This window comes from Kushneria indalinina DSM 14324 (assembly GCF_003385845.1).
GTDB lineage: Bacteria > Pseudomonadota > Gammaproteobacteria > Pseudomonadales > Halomonadaceae > Kushneria > Kushneria indalinina.
In genome coordinates, this window is sequence record NZ_QRDJ01000006.1 from 1,123,784 (window position 1) to 1,138,411 (window position 14,628).

Genomic DNA, 14,628 nt, shown 5'->3' on the forward strand with positions numbered 1-14,628 from the left:
TATACCCTGAAAAAGGGTTAGCAATTATTCAATATAAAGAAAAGGGCCAACATGTGTCGGCCCTTTTTTCATAAAAGCAGGACGTTCTAGCCCCCTGTCATATTCATGAATCTGACAATCTGCACATCGCCATCGGTCGTAAAATGATGGCGATGAGGCTTGAGAGACATCGACTCACGAATTCTTTGCTTCAGAGGCTCTATTTCACCCGGGTTTTCGCGGATGACCTCACGTAAATCCGTGGAGTGCTCATTGCCCAGGCACAGCAGCAGCCTGCCCTCGCAGGTCACACGCACTCTGTTGCAAGTGTCGCAAAAGTTATGACTATGAGGAGAAATAAACCCGATTCTTGAGTTGCTGTCAGCCATGCGGTAGTAACGCGATGGCCCTCCTGAATTTTCGGCAGAGTGCAGCAACGGATAGCGGGTTTCTATGACCGAACGCACCTCATCGCTGGAGCAAAAGGTCTCCTGACGTGAATGCTCTGATACATCACCCAGTGGCATTTCTTCGATAAAGCTGATATCGATCCCTTCATCGCGAGCGAACTCTACCAGATCGGGTATCTCATCATCATTTCGCCCCTTGAGAATGACAGCATTGAGCTTGATACGCTCAAAGCCTGCCTCTTTTGCAGCGTGAATACCGTCGATAACCTTCTCGAGATTCCCGGTCCGGGTAAGCTCCTTGAAACGCTCCGGTTTCAGGGAATCGAGGCTGATATTGAGTCGCTGCATCCCCGACTCACGCAGCGACGACGCATACTTTCTCAGTTGCGCTCCATTGGTGGTCATGGTGAAGTCACGAAGGCCTTCCAGTGCACCGATATTGCCGACCAGTTCATCGATATTGCGTCGTACCAGGGGCTCACCGCCGGTCAAGCGGATCTTCTCCACGCCCAGCTCTGTAAATGCCTGCGCGACAAGCGAGATTTCCTCAATGGAAAGCACCTGATCACGCGGGAGAAAGGTCATTTCCTCACTCATGCAATAGACGCAGCGAAAATCGCAGCGATCCGTTACAGAGATGCGGACGTATTTGATACGACGATCAAAATCATCAATCAATTCACTCATTGCTGCTCCCAGCGCTTCAACGACGCCAGATCGCTTTCACGCTCACTGACCCAGTAAGCACCACTTTGGGTATGTTCTTTTTTCCAAAAGGGCGCACTGGTCTTTAAAAAATCCATGATAAAAGCGCAGGCTTCAAAAGCTGCATGACGGTGCGCCGTACTGACAAGTACGGCCACGATATCGTCTCCCGGTGTCATATAACCGATACGATGCACAATGATCGCATCATTGATCTCCCAGCGACCCTGCGCCCGCTCAACCACATTTTCCAGCGCCCTTTCGGTCATGCCAGGATAATGCTCAAGCGACAGTGCCGTGACCTCAGGTGATTCATTGAAATCCCTGACCCGACCAACGAAACTGACCACTGCACCGGTATTGTGGCTGCCTTCTGAAAGCCCCTTGTAAAGGGCACCAATATCGAAGGGCTCATGCTGTATCCTAATCATGCATTTTTTCTGACAATCATGATCAGCCTCCGGTAACGGGTGGGAAAAAGGCAACCTCATCGCCGGGATTTATGGTGATATCCCCCTGTACCATATCGTGATTGACAGCACACAGCAGGCGCGGCTGATCCAGTGCCTGCGGCGCATCAACCTGCGACTTTACCCACTCCTTTAGTCCCCTCAGTGTAGGAGACGATAGATGCCCTGGTAAAACACTCAATTTTTCGATACCCAGGCGTTCTCTGAGTTCGGCAAAAAAGCGTATCTCAATGGGGCTTTCATTCGATTTATCTGAAAGATCGGTAGTGTCAGCGACAGGCGCCACCGTGTCACTGGATACTGTTTCCGGCGATGCCTTTCTTTCCCAGACACCCGACTGACCACCGCTTTTATGCTCAAGGCGCACGTCCATGATTTCCATGCCACGATCCACGGCCTTGCACATGTCATAAAGCGTCAGACAGGCCACGGAAACTGCCGTCAGCGCCTCCATTTCCACGCCTGTGCGCCCACCGAGACGGCAAAAGGCACTGACCCGCACACAGTGAGCAGCCGTATCGAGCTCAAAATCCACCGTCACCTTTGAAAGCATCAGAGCATGACACAACGGGATCAGCTCATGCGTGCGTTTGGCCGCCTGAATGCCGGCAATACGCGCTGTCGTCAGTACATCTCCCTTGGGCATGCTGCCGTCGGCGAGAAGTTTCAATGTCTCGGGCTGCATGACAATGCGACCGCTGGCCACGGCTTCACGATGGCTGCTCTGCTTGTCCGATACATCGACCATGCTCGCCTCACCCCGTTCGTTAAGGTGGGTCAATGTCATATCAATTCTCCAAGCGGTTGTATGGTCACGGGCGTGCCGGCATCACAGGCCTCCATATCGGCAGGCAGCTCTATCAGGCAGTTGGCGTCATAAAGTGAACTCAAACGGTGCGAGCCCTGCTCCTTAAGAGCGCTGACACTGATGACGCCCTGAGCATCGATATGATAGCGACCTCTCAAGAGATCCAGACGGCCGAAACGCCCCTTCAGGGACTGCTCGCTGATGGCATGCCATTTAACGGCTTCCCAGTGGGTCATCCCGCAAAGCTGACGAAACAGGGGCTGCACAAACTGCATGAGGGTGACCAGTGCTGCCACGGGATTGCCCGGCAGGCCAAAAAACGGTATCTGTTCAATATGGCCAAAGGCCATCGGCTTGCCCGGCCGCATGGCGACACGCCATGAGGTTACCTGCCCAAGCTGCTGAATGGCGGCACGCATCAAATCGGCCTGACCTGCTGACACCCCTCCCGAAGTAATGATCAGATCAGCCTGCCTGCTGGCGCTTGAAAGACGGCTCACGCTGTCCTCAAGACTGTCAGGCAGTATATCGGTCATGACAACGTCCGCTCCCCAGCGCTTCAGACAGGCCGCAAGGCTAAAGGCATTGGCATCAAACAGGGAAGGCGCAGCATCTTCGACGTCCCCGGCACGTCGGAGTTCGTCACCACTGGAAAAAATAGCGACTTTCGGCCGGCAGTGCACCTCGATGTACTCATGACCGAGTGAGGCTGCCATACCGAGCTGGGCAGGCCCCAGAGGCGTGCCGGGCGAAAGAACGCTGTCTCCAACGGCAACTTCTTCGCCGGCATGGCGAATGTTCTGCCCCTGCCCGACCGCTTCAGGTCGAGAGAGCTTGGCCCACTCACCGGTGACGATAATATCTTCTGCCATGACCACCGTATCGCAGCCGGCCGGCAGCGGTGCGCCCGTGGTAATGGACACCGCCTCACCCGGAGCCACCGCGGCATCAAAGGGATGCCCGGCCAGGGCCTCTCCTACCAGCCTGAAACATCGTCGGTCCTGATACGCGAAGGCAATGCCATCCATGGCAGAGGCGGTATAGCGTGGCAGCGGCAGCGTGGCCACGATCGGCGCGGCAAGTATCCGGTCGACAGCCTGCGCCAGAGGCACATGCTCCCGGCCCACCGGCATGGGCGCAGCGGCCCTGATATGCGCCAGCATCTCGCTGACATCAAGAAGCGCCCCGCTGCTGCCAAAACAATCACTCATGACGCGGCCCCTGCGCCATGGCATGCCACCGGGAAGGCCAGGCAACCAGCCAATCCAGCAAGGCGGCGTGGTCATCAAGGTTCAGGCGCTCAACGCCCTGGGGCAAAGCCACCTCATCGGTGGTGGCCACCGCACGAACCCAGGGATCTTCAAAGGCGCGCAGTGACTTGCCCACGGCTTCACGATAAAGCTCAAGCTTGGGCAGTGACCACTGCTTGAACCCCTCGATCAGTACAAGATCCGGTCCCAGCATCAGCACCTGATCCAGCAGTGTCAGCAGGCAGGGCTCCTCCTGACCGGGAGTTTCCATCATCAGGGCAAACCGTTTTCCGGAGGCGACCAGCATTGGCGCAGCCCCCGCCGTTCGCAGACGATGGCTGTCCTTGCCGGGAACATCGACATCAAAGTCATGATGGGCATGCTTGATCACGGCCACATTGAGACCGCTCGAGCGCAAGGCGGGTAGAAGGGCTTCCAGCAGCGTTGTCTTGCCCGTACCACTCCAGGCCGCGATGCCCAGAAGCGGTGTATCAATGTCGGAAAGGGTCAGCTGCGTCATGGTACCTGCCAGAAAAAAGCGACACGGTTACCTGCCTGATATCAGGCCCGGCCCTGCATGACCCGTGACATGATCATTGGCCAAAGGCATCCCTGTCGTTGAGTGTATTGATGTTGATAAAGGCCCGCGCATCATCAAAATGACAGGATGCATGCGGATGACGTGCATACCACTGATCAATCTTGCGACCACCGCTGACCAACCACTGCTCGAGATCGTCTGCCAGCTCACGCTTCATGAGGACAACCGCAGGATGGGCACGCTCATGATCACTGGCATAGGCGATGTCCACCTCACGGTCCGTGAGTGTAGTCCAGAGCGCTTCTACCAGTGTGGCGGGAAGCGCCGGCGTATCACAGGGCACCATCAATACCAGTGGCGTTGAGGCTGCTCTGAGCGCGGCGTGAAAGCCTGCCAGCGGCCCGGCGCTGCCCGTGACGACATCAGAAATCACCGGATAACCCAGCGATGCATACTCCTCATGATGGCGATTGGCATTGATCATGACCTGCGATACCTGAGGCGCGATCGTTGCCAGCACATGACTGACCAATGGCCGACCGGCCGCCTCGACCAGCCCCTTGTCGACGCCTCCCATGCGGCGTCCCAGACCACCGGCCAGTACCACGCCGGTAATACACGCCCGGTTCTCCATGGTCACTGTCAGCGCGTGCCGAAGATCTTGTCACCGGCATCACCGAGCCCGGGAACGATATAGCCATGGCTGTCGAGGCCTTCATCGACCGCCGCCGTATAGAGCTCGATCTCGGGATGCGAACGGGAGACGCGTGCGATGCCTTCAGGCGTTGCCACCAGCACGATCACCTTGATCTGGCGACAGCCCTTGGCCTTGAGCATATCAAGCGTTGCGGCCATCGAGCCGCCGGTGGCAAGCATCGGGTCGATGACAATTGCCAGGCGCTCGTCCAGATCCTGCACAAACTTTTCGAAATAGGGGACCGGCTCGAAGGTCTCCTCATTGCGATAGAGACCCACGACGCTGATACGGGCACTCGGCAGAAGCGTTGTCACACCATCGAGCATCCCCAGACCGGCGCGCAGGATCGGCACGACCGTGACCTTCTTGCCCCTGATCTGCTGAACCTTGAGCGGCTTGCCGCTCCAGCCTTCGATGGTTTCATCACCTAGCTCCAGCCCCTTGGTGGCCTCATAGGTCAAAAGGGTCGCAAGCTCATTGGCCAGCTCGCGAAAGTGCTTGGTACTGATCCCCGCACCCCGCAGCAGTCCAAGCTTGTGTTTGACGAGAGGGTGATCAATGGTATGAACATTCATGATGGATATACGGCCTGATAGAAGAATATCGCTGTCCTTTTTACAGGTTGAACAGCGCAAGTGCCCCCTATTCTACTCCGGCGCACAGAGACGGTTAAGTCTCCACGCGCCGACAACAGAGGACATATTGACACATTGCCATGACGCTAATTAAGCGCCGGACAGTTGCTCAAGCGAAGGTAGACGCCAGTCGATGGGCGTTTCACCCTTTTGCGTCAGAAAGGCATTGGCTTTCGAGAAATGATGAGAGCCAAAAAAACCGCGGTGTGCCGCCAGCGGTGAAGGATGGGGCGCATGAAGCACCAGATGCTTCGTTCGATCCACGAAGGCCGCCTTTTTCTGGGCATAGCTGCCCCAGAGCAGAAAAACGACGTGCGAGCAGTGCTCGTTAATCGCTTCGATGGCCCGATCCGTAAAGGTCTCCCAGCCCTGCCCGCGATGTGAAGCGGCCTGTCCTCGCTCGACGGTCAGCACACTGTTGAGCAGCAGCACCCCCTGGCGCGCCCAGCTTTCCAGAAAGCCGTGATTGACCGGCTCAAAGGCCACATCATCGCCTTGCAGCTCCTTGTAGATATTGACAAGAGAGGGCGGAATGGCCACTTCCGGGCGCACCGAAAAACACAGGCCATGTGCCTGACCCGGCCCGTGGTAGGGGTCCTGCCCCAGAATGACGACCCTGACATTTTCCAGCGGTGTCAGTTCAAAGGCACGAAACCAGTGCTCGGAGGCCGGATAGATGACCTTGCGCTGATCCTTTTCATGACGCAAAAAGCCTTTCAGCGCCTGCATGTAGGGAGCATCCACCTCGTCACCAAGGTAGCGATGCCAGCTCTCGGGCAGCGGCAGGGCCATGATTACTCCTTGCGGGTACGAAACTGATCCACCAGCGGCTCGACAAAGGAGATGCCCATGTCCCATGGGAACTGGATCCAGGTATCCTGCGCCACTTCGGTGAGATACTGATCCACCATCGGGCGCCCTTCCGGCTTGGCGTAGATGGTCACGAAATGCGCGCGAGGCAACATCTCACGCACCGCGCCGGCCGTCTTGCCGGTATCGACCAGATCATCCACTAAAAGCCAGCCATCGCCATCATGATCGATGCCCTTGAGCACATTGATGCTGCTCTGCTCCATATGCTCATAGCTTTTGATGCAGACCGTATCGATCAGGCGGATATCAAGCTCGCGTGCGATCAGGGCCGCCGGAATCAGGCCACCGCGGGTGACGGCCACAATACCCTTGAAGTCACGTTCCATGAGCTGATGACACAGCATGCGCACGTCGCGATGAAGGCGGTCCCAGGAGATGGTGAACTGGTTATGATAGCGCTCGGTACTCATTGAAATATCCTGTGCGTCAAGGAAGACACGTCTGCCCTGCCTATTCGTCTTCGGTGAAGGTGCAGGCCGCAAAGACGCTGTAGCCTTCGGCGCGAATCATGTCACCGCCGCCAAGCTCGGGCAGATCAATGATGGCTGCCGTCTCAACGATGATGCCGCCGCTGCGCTCGATCAGCCGGGCAGCGGCCAGCATGGTGCCCCCCGTGGCAATCAGATCGTCCACCAGCAGGATCCTGTCGCCCTTTTGAAACGCATCGGAATGCAGCTCCACGGTCGACTCACCATACTCGAGGCTGTAGGTTTCGCTGATGGTACGAAACGGCAGCTTGCCCTTTTTCCGCACTGGTACGAAGCTGCATCCCAGCTCGTAGGCCAGTGGCGCGCCAATAATGAATCCACGCGCATCGATCGCTGCGATCGCATCGATATCAAGCTCCTGATATCGGTGAACGAAGCTATCGATCAGTTTTCGAAAGGCAGCACTGTTTTGCAGTACCGGCGTAATGTCGCGAAAGTTGACACCGGGTTCCGGCCAATCCTTCACGGTACGAATCACCGACTTGATATAGTCGCCGTAAATACTTGTCGCCACGTTCAATCTCTCGTCGACCCATATGCAAAACGACCGGTCGTTGCCGGTCGCTTTATATAAACGCTGAACATTTTACCCAATGGCGCCCGTGCAAGCGACCCGCACAGGCCACATCGGCATGCAATTTCACGCTCTTGCAGCAAGAACGCGCTCGACAGTCTCGACAATGGTCTGTGTCTGGGGGTCAATTTCGATATTGACCTGATCACCGACGCCGCGAGTGCCGATCACGGTACGTGCCAACGTATCGGGAATCAGGTTGACACAAAACTGGTGGCCCCTGACCTCACCGATGGTCAGGCTGATGCCATCCACCCCGATATAACCCTTGTCGAACAGAAATTTCGTCCACTGCTGCGGCAGCTCGAACCAGAGACGGCAGTTGTTGGGCGCATCCTCGCGTGACACCAGCGTCGCCATGCACATGACATGCCCCGACATCGCATGACCACCGATCTCGTCACCCAAACGTGCCGCTCGCTCTACATTCACATAATCTCCGACCTCCAGCGCACCCAGATTGGTCAGCGCCAGGGTTTCACGCATGAGATCAAAACCGATGTGCGACCCATCGATGGTCGTGACGCTCAGACAGCAACCGTTGTGCGCGACCGAGGCGCCATGGGCCAGCCCTTCAAGAAGCGGCGCGGGCATGTCGATCACATGACGATTGAGCCCCTCCAGGCGTTCGATGGCTACCATCCGGGCCATGCCCTGTACGATACCGGTAAACATGATGGCCTCACTGATAGATGAAAATGACCATACTCGCCTGTTCCGTGCGCGCTGTCACCCGGCATGGCCGATGGTCTGTCCATATAGCTGCGCTATAGGGTACTTATGACGCGAAAGAACGCTGTATCAAGTATACTGGCGCGCTTTGTGCCCAATGCACTTTTCACGACGATCACATTCACCACGTCAGGCATGCGCCCGGTGGTAAACGACCCAACTGTATTTAAGACATTCCAATCCGATGATTCGACTTGAAAATGTGACCCGAGTGTATGGTCAGGGTGCCAGAGCCGTGACGGCGCTCAAGGACGTCAATCTGGAAGTGGCCCCCGGCAGCATCACCGGTGTCATCGGGGTCTCCGGTGCCGGCAAGAGCACGCTGATCCGATGCGTCAATTTGCTTGAGCGTCCCACGCAGGGGCGGGTGTTCGTGGCCGACCAGGAGCTGACGGCCATGAGCAAGACCGAGCTGCGAAAGGCACGCCACGGCATTGGCATGATCTTTCAGCACTTCAACCTGCTCGAGTCACGTACCGTGCGTGGCAATATCGGCCTGCCGCTCGAACTGATTGGCACCCCGCGCCGCGACATCGATCAGCGCATCGATGAGCTGCTGGAACTGACCGGCCTGACCGAGCGCGCCAATGCCTATCCTGCTGCCCTCTCCGGTGGCCAGAAACAGCGCGTGGCCATCGCCCGGGCGCTGGCGAGCAATCCGCAGGCCCTATTATGTGACGAGGCCACCTCGGCGCTGGACCCGCAGACCACCAGCTCCATCCTGACGCTATTGAGAGACATCAACCAGCGGCTGGGGCTGACCATCCTGTTGATTACCCACGAAATGGAAGTGGTCAGAACCATCTGCGATCAGGTGGCCCTGATCAGCGGCGGAGAGCTGGTAGAAACCGCCCCGGTCGGCGATTTCTTCACCCGCCCCGCCACCGAGGAAGGCCGGCTCTTTCTCAACGACTTTTTGCAACTGGCGCCTTCCAACGCCCTGCTGCAACGCATGACAGCCCCCGCCGAAGGCGACAGCCTGCCCGTTGTGCGCCTCACCTTCCGCGGCCAGGCACTATCCAGCGAGCTGATGACCCGCCTTGTGCAGGACTTCGGCATTCGACTGCGCATTTTGCAGGCGCGCGTTGAAAACATTCAGGGCCGCACGCTCGGCCTGATGATTGTGGAGCTTGAGGGGGCCGGCGCCACCTTCGACGCCGCCATGGACCATCTACACACGCTTGACGTTCAAACGGAGGTACTCGGCCATGTCCAGCGCCATGATTGATCGTATTCTCGAGGCCGTTTTCGACACCTTCTATCTGGTCATCTGCAGCGGCCTGATCGGTATTGCGCTGGGCATCGTGATGGGTGTGGCGCTCTACGTCACCCGGGAAAACCGCATCATGGCCATGCCGGTCCTCAACCGCGCCATCAGCCTGGTCGTCAACGTGGGCCGCTCGGTCCCCTTTATCATTCTGATGCTGGCACTGGCACCCTTTACCCGCTGGCTGGTGGGTTCCTATATCGGCACGACCGCCGCTCTGGTACCGCTGAGCATTGCCGCCATTCCCTTTGTCGCACGCCTGGTCGAGGGCGCCCTTAATGAAGTGCCTCACGGCCTGATCGAGGCGGCAGAGTCGATGGGTGCCACGCCGTGGCAGATCATTACCCGGGTGCTGCTGCCCGAGGCACGAGGCGGGCTGATCACGGCCGCCACCATCACCATCATCGCGCTGATCGGCTACAGCGCCATGGCCGGTGCCATCGGCGCAGGCGGTCTGGGGGCCGTGGCCTATAACTACGGCTACTCCCGCTACAACCCGATGGTCATGTTGGTGACGGTACTGATCATGGTGGTCATGGTGCAGGGCGTGCAGATGCTGGGCGATTTCTTCGTGCATCGCAGCCGCCATCGCTAGGCGCAGGCCACACGCCAGAAGCAACGATTTTAAAACAACAACGACGACACCCACGGGCGCTGCCAATGGCCCGTTCAACCCTTTCGACAGTATTTCCCGTCGAACCCATTGCAAGGATATGGCACATGAAGATGTTACCGAAGGTTCTGGGCACTGCGCTGGCACTGAGCGCCAGCGTCATGGTCACCGGCTGCGGCAGCCAGAGCGACGACGACAACACCATTCGCGTCGGCACCATGGCAGGTCCTGAAACGGCGCTGATGGAGACCGCCGCAGAAGTGGCTCAGGAGCAGTACGGACTCAACGTCGAGATCACCGAGTTCAACGACTACGTCTCCCCCAATGCCGCACTTGACGATGGCAGCATTGATGCCAATGCCTATCAGCACCAGCCCTATCTGGACAGCATGATGGAAGACCGCGGCTTTGATTTCGTCGCCGCTGGCAAGACCTTCGTGTATCCGATCGGTGCCTACTCCGACAAGTACCAGAGCATTGACGAGCTGCCGGAGGGCGCGTCCATTGCCGTTCCCAATGATCCCTCCAACGAAGCGCGCGCCCTGCTGCTGCTGGCCCGCGAAAACCTGATCACCCTGCGTGATCCGCAGAGTCCGACCGCCACGCCGGATGACATTACCGACAATCCGCACAACTATCAGCTGCGCGAACTGGACGCTGCCCAGCTCACCCGCGCTCTGCCCGATGTCGACATGGCCTTTATCAACAGCACCTACTCGGTAGCCGCCGATATGACCGTTGATCAGGCGCTGATCGTTGAGGATGGCGACTCCCCCTATGTGAACCTCATCGTGGTGCGCCAGGGCGATCAGAACGGCGAAAAGGTGCAGCACCTCGTTGACGCCTTCCAGAGCCAGCAGGTCATCGACAGGGCCGAGGAACTCTTCCAGGGTGGCGCCATCGCGGGCTGGGAAAACGACCAGTAAGCACCCATATGATTGACAGGGGCCGGCCCATGCCGGCCCTTTTGTTATTCAGGCATCGAGACAATTCATGAACGAGACACACCCCACCACTGACTACGCCATGCTCAAGCGCCAACTGGCGGCCCTGCTCGACACGCGGGACTGGGTGACCAACACCTCACAGATGGCCGCCTTTATCTTTCAGCAGGTTCCCGAGCTGAACTGGGCAGGCTTTTATATCCAGCGCGAAGAACGCGTGCTGCGCCTCGGCCCGTTTCAGGGACAGCCGGCATGTAATCCCATCGAATTCGAGGCAGGGGTCTGCGGCGCGGCGGCGCGCACGCGTCAGACCCAGCGAGTGGAAGACGTACACGCCTTCCCGGGTCACATCGCCTGTGACGCAGCCTCGCGCTCCGAACTTGTCGTGCCGCTGATCAGTAATGATCGGCTCTGGGGCGTGCTGGATCTGGACAGTCCTCTGCCCGGCCGTTTTGCCTTGGAGGATCAGGAAGGGATTGAAGCGCTGTGTCAGGTACTGATGGATCAGACCGATCTACCTGACCTGATCGGCTAGATAATAGACAATAAAAGACAGGCAATAAAAAACCCCGCTTTCGCGGGGTTTTCAATATTCTGGTAGGACCGAGCGGATTTGAACCGCTGACCTCCACGATGTCAACGTGGCGCTCTAACCAACTGAGCTACGGTCCTTCAAATTAATACGTTTGAAATCGGCTGACCTGTCATCTGAATCACTGGTAGGACCGAGCGGATTTGAACCGCTGACCTCCACGATGTCAACGTGGCGCTCTAACCAACTGAGCTACGGTCCTGCTTCAATGACATGCGAGTGCCGTTTCAACGCTGCGCTATTGTACTGATTTCTGGTTCGAGCGCAACCGTTTAGCAGCCGCACCGGCATGATTTTTTGTTTTCCAGGCTCACGCTTACCGTCGGCAACGGCTGGAAAAACCGCACGATACAGCTCGCAATTCAAAATGCACCGGGCCTGTCGACATGACATCGACAGGCCCGGACACTATTCAGGCGATGCTATCCTTGGATACTACGACTCCACCCGGAATCCCATGGTGGCTTCAACCGCCTGCTTCCAACCGCCGTAAAGCTCGTCGCGCTGCTTCTCACTCATGGCCGGTTCGAATTTGCGCTCCAGTGCCCAGTACTCGGCAATCTGCTCACGCGACTCCCAGAAGCCAACCGCAAGACCGGCGAGATAGGCCGCGCCGAGCGCAGTGGTCTCGTTGACCTCACAGCGCAGCACGTCAACGCCCAGGATATCGGCCTGAAACTGGGCGAGGAAATTGTTGGATATGGCCCCACCGTCGGTACGCAGTTCGGCCAGCGCGATATTGGCATCATGTTGCATCGCGTGCAGCACGTCAGCGCTCTGGTAGGCCAGAGACTCTACCGCAGCGCGAATGAAGTGCTCCTTGGTCGTGCCTCGCGTCAGGCCGAACATGGCACCGCGCACGTTGGAGTTCCAGTAGGGTGCACCCAGACCGGTAAATGCCGGCACCATATAGACGCCGTCGTTGCTGCCGGCGCGCTCGGCGTAGGCTTCCGAATCGGACGCCCTGCCCAGCATGCGCAGCCCGTCACGCAGCCACTGGATGACCGAGCCGGCCACGAACACACTGCCCTCCAGTGCGTATTCCATGGTGCCCTCGATCTCCCAGGCCACGGTGGTGAGCAGCCCGTTATCGGAGGGCGTCGCCTCGGTACCGGTGTTCATCAGCGTAAAGCAGCCGGTACCGTAGGTGTTTTTGGCCATACCGGGCTTGAAGCAGGCCTGACCGAACAGCGCCGCATTCTGATCGCCTGCCATGCCGGCAATCGGCACCTCATGACCGAACAGATACTTCGGCAGCACATGGCCATACACTTCACTGTTGGACTTCACTTCGGGCAGCATGCTTTCAGGCACGCCGAACAGTTCCAGCAGCTCGGGGTCCCACTTGCGCTCTCGAATGTTGAAAAGCATCGTGCGCGAGGCATTGCTCACGTCGGTCACATGCACCTTGCCACCGGTCAGATTCCATACCAGCCAGCTATCGATGGTGCCAAACAGCAGATCGCCCTGCTCGGCCTTTTCCTTGACGCCCTCGACGTTATCGAAGATCCATTTCAGCTTGGTGGCGGAGAAATAGGCATCGATCACCAGACCGGTCTTGTCGCGAATCATGTCGGCATGGCCTGCTTCGCGCAGCTCATCGCAGATTTCAGCGGAGTGGCGCGACTGCCAGACGATGGCGTTATAGACGGCGTGGCCCGTCTTCTTGTCCCAGATAACCGTTGTCTCGCGCTGATTGGTGATACCGATCGAGGCGATTTCGCAGACATCAACTTCCGAGTTGTTGATGACCTCGGCAAGCGTGGTCAATACGCTGGTCATGATTTCGCGCGGGTTGTGCTCGACCCAGCCCGGACGCGGAAAGATCTGCTCAAATTCGCGCTGCGCGATACCCGCGACACGACCTTCATGATCGAACAGCATGGATCGTGAGCTGGTCGTGCCCTGGTCGATCGCGAGAATGTACTTTTTCTGCTTGCTCATGCGTGTTGACTCCTCGATTGAATACGAGCGGAGGTATGAAACCGATGATGACTTAATAAATGTGGGCAGCCAGGGCGGCCAGCGTACTGCCAATGATCGGCCCGATCACCGGCACCAGGGCGTACCCCCAGTTGTTGCTGCCCTTGTTTTTAATGGGCAGCACAGCATGCGCGATGCGAGGGCCAAGATCGCGCGCCGGGTTAATGGCGTATCCGGTAGGCCCGCCCAGTGATGCACCGATCGATACCACCAGCAGCGCCACTGCAAGCGGGCCGAGGCCGCTGGGGGTGTTGCCAAACATGATGATCACAAAGATCAGCACAAATGTCCCGATGATCTCGGTCACCATGTTCCATCCGTAGGACTTGATGGCTGGCCCGGTGGAGAACGTGGCGAGGATAGCGCCGGCATCATCCATATCGTCGTACTGCTTCTTGTAGGCCAGATAGCACGCTATCGCCCCGATAAAGGCGCCGATAAACTCGGCCACCAGATAGGCAACCGTGGTGGCGAAGGTGATCGGGATCCCCTCGGCATACTCCTTTGCCGGTCCGATGAGCAGGGCAACGGTCACGGCCGGATTGATATGTGCACCGGTATCAAAGGCCACATAAACGGCGCAAAACACCGCCAGGCCCCAGCCAAAGAAGATGACGATACCGTCACTACCATGGCCATTGGTCTTTTTCAAAAGCACGTTGGCAACCACACCACAACCCAGCAGCGTCAAAAAGGCCGTACCCGCTATTTCGTGAACCAGAATGGTTTCGATGACACCCATTTTTAACCCCGGAAAAACGTTGATTTTTATACATTCAAGGCATATCTGTGTTGCTTTCCGAGCATCCTATAGAAACCACTTCAAAAAACGATGTGCCGTTTCCGACTTTTTGCCTTTATTATTTCAAGGTATTGATTTTAAAGATATTAAAAGCTTTTAAACCTTAGTAGTACAAGCCGTTTTCAACGGCTTTACCCCACTTTGGCATGAGCAGAAAGCAACGCCCCCTGTTGCCTGATGAACATGCCGGCAGCGGATGACAGCAAGACGCACACAACTATTGCCGCACGGGCGCCGCGGGGCTAACCTGGTCATCTCGATCAGC

17 protein-coding genes and 2 tRNA genes are annotated in these 14,628 nt (G+C 57.6%); 4 read left to right on the forward strand and 15 right to left on the reverse strand.

Going from position 1 to position 14,628, the window contains the following annotated elements; translation table 11 throughout:
• Nucleotides 1-86: 86 nt before the first annotated feature.
• The 11 genes from moaA to C8D72_RS05300 all read right to left on the reverse strand — a co-directional run bounded on the left by moaA (nucleotide 87) and on the right by C8D72_RS05300 (nucleotide 8,105).
• Nucleotides 87-1,076 (reverse strand): GTP 3',8-cyclase MoaA, encoded by a 990-nt coding sequence (gene moaA / locus C8D72_RS05250; protein ID WP_115853296.1) that lies wholly within the window; start codon nucleotides 1,074-1,076, stop codon nucleotides 87-89.
• The gene (moaE, locus tag C8D72_RS05255) at nucleotides 1,073-1,579 is read right to left on the reverse strand and encodes a molybdopterin synthase catalytic subunit MoaE (protein WP_425453256.1); all 507 of its coding nucleotides are present in this window, start codon (nucleotides 1,577-1,579) and stop codon (nucleotides 1,073-1,075) included. Before moaE ends, moaA begins: the two co-directional genes overlap by 4 nt.
• Entirely contained in the window at nucleotides 1,548-2,351 is an 804-nt protein-coding gene (moaC, locus tag C8D72_RS05260; protein ID WP_115853298.1) for a cyclic pyranopterin monophosphate synthase MoaC, read from the reverse strand. The genes moaE and moaC overlap by 32 nt, the downstream gene beginning before the upstream one ends.
• Entirely contained in the window at nucleotides 2,348-3,583 is a 1,236-nt protein-coding gene (locus tag C8D72_RS05265; RefSeq protein WP_170140505.1) for a molybdopterin molybdotransferase MoeA, read from the reverse strand. Before C8D72_RS05265 ends, moaC begins: the two co-directional genes overlap by 4 nt.
• The gene (gene mobB / locus C8D72_RS05270; RefSeq protein ID WP_115853300.1) at nucleotides 3,576-4,142 is read right to left on the reverse strand and encodes a molybdopterin-guanine dinucleotide biosynthesis protein B; all 567 of its coding nucleotides are present in this window, start codon (nucleotides 4,140-4,142) and stop codon (nucleotides 3,576-3,578) included. Before mobB ends, C8D72_RS05265 begins: the two co-directional genes overlap by 8 nt.
• Before the next feature lie 73 nt (nucleotides 4,143-4,215).
• Complete coding sequence (gene mobA, locus C8D72_RS05275; RefSeq protein WP_115853301.1) at nucleotides 4,216-4,797, reverse strand: molybdenum cofactor guanylyltransferase MobA; 582 nt, start codon at nucleotides 4,795-4,797, stop codon at nucleotides 4,216-4,218.
• A gap of 8 nt (nucleotides 4,798-4,805) precedes the next feature.
• The gene (gene upp, locus C8D72_RS05280) at nucleotides 4,806-5,435 is read right to left on the reverse strand and encodes a uracil phosphoribosyltransferase (RefSeq protein ID WP_115853302.1); all 630 of its coding nucleotides are present in this window, start codon (nucleotides 5,433-5,435) and stop codon (nucleotides 4,806-4,808) included.
• A gap of 150 nt (nucleotides 5,436-5,585) precedes the next feature.
• Nucleotides 5,586-6,287 (reverse strand): uracil-DNA glycosylase, encoded by a 702-nt coding sequence (gene ung / locus C8D72_RS05285; RefSeq protein ID WP_115853303.1) that lies wholly within the window; start codon nucleotides 6,285-6,287, stop codon nucleotides 5,586-5,588.
• 2 nt (nucleotides 6,288-6,289) lie between these two features.
• A complete protein-coding gene (gene gpt, locus C8D72_RS05290; RefSeq protein ID WP_115853304.1) occupies nucleotides 6,290-6,778 on the reverse strand; it encodes a xanthine phosphoribosyltransferase in 489 nt (162 codons plus the stop codon).
• Nucleotides 6,779-6,818: 40 nt separating this feature from the next.
• The gene (locus tag C8D72_RS05295; RefSeq protein WP_115853305.1) at nucleotides 6,819-7,370 is read right to left on the reverse strand and encodes an adenine phosphoribosyltransferase; all 552 of its coding nucleotides are present in this window, start codon (nucleotides 7,368-7,370) and stop codon (nucleotides 6,819-6,821) included.
• A 126-nt stretch (nucleotides 7,371-7,496) separates the two neighbouring features.
• The gene (locus C8D72_RS05300; RefSeq protein WP_115853306.1) at nucleotides 7,497-8,105 is read right to left on the reverse strand and encodes a riboflavin synthase subunit alpha; all 609 of its coding nucleotides are present in this window, start codon (nucleotides 8,103-8,105) and stop codon (nucleotides 7,497-7,499) included.
• Between the two features lie 241 nt (nucleotides 8,106-8,346).
• On the opposite strand from C8D72_RS05300, the gene C8D72_RS05305 reads away from it, so the two are divergent.
• The 4 genes from C8D72_RS05305 to C8D72_RS05320 all read left to right on the forward strand — a co-directional run bounded on the left by C8D72_RS05305 (nucleotide 8,347) and on the right by C8D72_RS05320 (nucleotide 11,521).
• Nucleotides 8,347-9,390, forward strand: a complete 1,044-nt coding sequence (locus tag C8D72_RS05305; RefSeq protein ID WP_115853307.1) for a methionine ABC transporter ATP-binding protein — start codon at nucleotides 8,347-8,349, stop codon at nucleotides 9,388-9,390.
• Entirely contained in the window at nucleotides 9,371-10,024 is a 654-nt protein-coding gene (locus tag C8D72_RS05310) for a methionine ABC transporter permease (protein ID WP_115853308.1), read from the forward strand. Before C8D72_RS05305 ends, C8D72_RS05310 begins: the two co-directional genes overlap by 20 nt.
• Nucleotides 10,025-10,149: 125 nt before the next feature.
• Nucleotides 10,150-10,968: a MetQ/NlpA family ABC transporter substrate-binding protein gene (locus C8D72_RS05315; protein WP_170140506.1), complete on the forward strand. Its 819-nt coding sequence runs from the start codon at nucleotides 10,150-10,152 to the stop codon at nucleotides 10,966-10,968.
• Between the two features lie 67 nt (nucleotides 10,969-11,035).
• Nucleotides 11,036-11,521 carry a GAF domain-containing protein gene (locus C8D72_RS05320; protein ID WP_115853309.1) on the forward strand — a complete coding sequence of 162 codons (486 nt, stop codon included), beginning with the start codon at nucleotides 11,036-11,038 and terminating at the stop codon, nucleotides 11,519-11,521.
• 60 nt (nucleotides 11,522-11,581) lie between these two features.
• Here the strand turns inward: C8D72_RS05320 and C8D72_RS05325 are convergent.
• From C8D72_RS05325 to C8D72_RS05340, 4 genes are all read right to left on the reverse strand, one after another.
• Nucleotides 11,582-11,658: transfer RNA gene (locus tag C8D72_RS05325), tRNA-Val, on the reverse strand.
• 45 nt (nucleotides 11,659-11,703) lie between these two features.
• Nucleotides 11,704-11,780 (reverse strand) — tRNA-Val (locus C8D72_RS05330).
• Between the two features lie 233 nt (nucleotides 11,781-12,013).
• Complete coding sequence (glpK, locus tag C8D72_RS05335; protein WP_115853310.1) at nucleotides 12,014-13,522, reverse strand: glycerol kinase GlpK; 1,509 nt, start codon at nucleotides 13,520-13,522, stop codon at nucleotides 12,014-12,016.
• 52 nt (nucleotides 13,523-13,574) lie between these two features.
• Nucleotides 13,575-14,303, reverse strand: coding sequence for an MIP/aquaporin family protein (locus C8D72_RS05340; protein ID WP_211308759.1), 729 nt, complete (start codon nucleotides 14,301-14,303; stop codon nucleotides 13,575-13,577).
• Nucleotides 14,304-14,628 lie beyond the last annotated feature (325 nt).

Bases quoted from the DNA above. Each gene is read 5' to 3' on its own strand.
- upp (WP_115853302.1), bottom strand. From the start codon at position 5,435: ATGAATGTTCATACCATTGATCACCCTCTCGTCAAACACAAGCTTGGA.
- glpK (WP_115853310.1), bottom strand. From the start codon at position 13,522: ATGAGCAAGCAGAAAAAGTACATTCTCGCGATCGACCAGGGCACGACC.
- C8D72_RS05305 (WP_115853307.1), top strand. From the start codon at position 8,347: ATGATTCGACTTGAAAATGTGACCCGAGTGTATGGTCAGGGTGCCAGA.
- moaC (WP_115853298.1), bottom strand. From the start codon at position 2,351: ATGACATTGACCCACCTTAACGAACGGGGTGAGGCGAGCATGGTCGAT.
- gpt (WP_115853304.1), bottom strand. From the start codon at position 6,778: ATGAGTACCGAGCGCTATCATAACCAGTTCACCATCTCCTGGGACCGC.
- moaA (WP_115853296.1), bottom strand. From the start codon at position 1,076: ATGAGTGAATTGATTGATGATTTTGATCGTCGTATCAAATACGTCCGC.
- C8D72_RS05310 (WP_115853308.1), top strand. From the start codon at position 9,371: ATGTCCAGCGCCATGATTGATCGTATTCTCGAGGCCGTTTTCGACACC.
- C8D72_RS05320 (WP_115853309.1), top strand. From the start codon at position 11,036: ATGAACGAGACACACCCCACCACTGACTACGCCATGCTCAAGCGCCAA.
- mobA (WP_115853301.1), bottom strand. From the start codon at position 4,797: ATGGAGAACCGGGCGTGTATTACCGGCGTGGTACTGGCCGGTGGTCTG.
- C8D72_RS05265 (WP_170140505.1), bottom strand. From the start codon at position 3,583: ATGAGTGATTGTTTTGGCAGCAGCGGGGCGCTTCTTGATGTCAGCGAG.
- C8D72_RS05340 (WP_211308759.1), bottom strand. From the start codon at position 14,303: ATGGGTGTCATCGAAACCATTCTGGTTCACGAAATAGCGGGTACGGCC.
- C8D72_RS05315 (WP_170140506.1), top strand. From the start codon at position 10,150: ATGAAGATGTTACCGAAGGTTCTGGGCACTGCGCTGGCACTGAGCGCC.
- mobB (WP_115853300.1), bottom strand. From the start codon at position 4,142: ATGACGCAGCTGACCCTTTCCGACATTGATACACCGCTTCTGGGCATC.
- C8D72_RS05300 (WP_115853306.1), bottom strand. From the start codon at position 8,105: ATGTTTACCGGTATCGTACAGGGCATGGCCCGGATGGTAGCCATCGAA.
- ung (WP_115853303.1), bottom strand. From the start codon at position 6,287: ATGGCCCTGCCGCTGCCCGAGAGCTGGCATCGCTACCTTGGTGACGAG.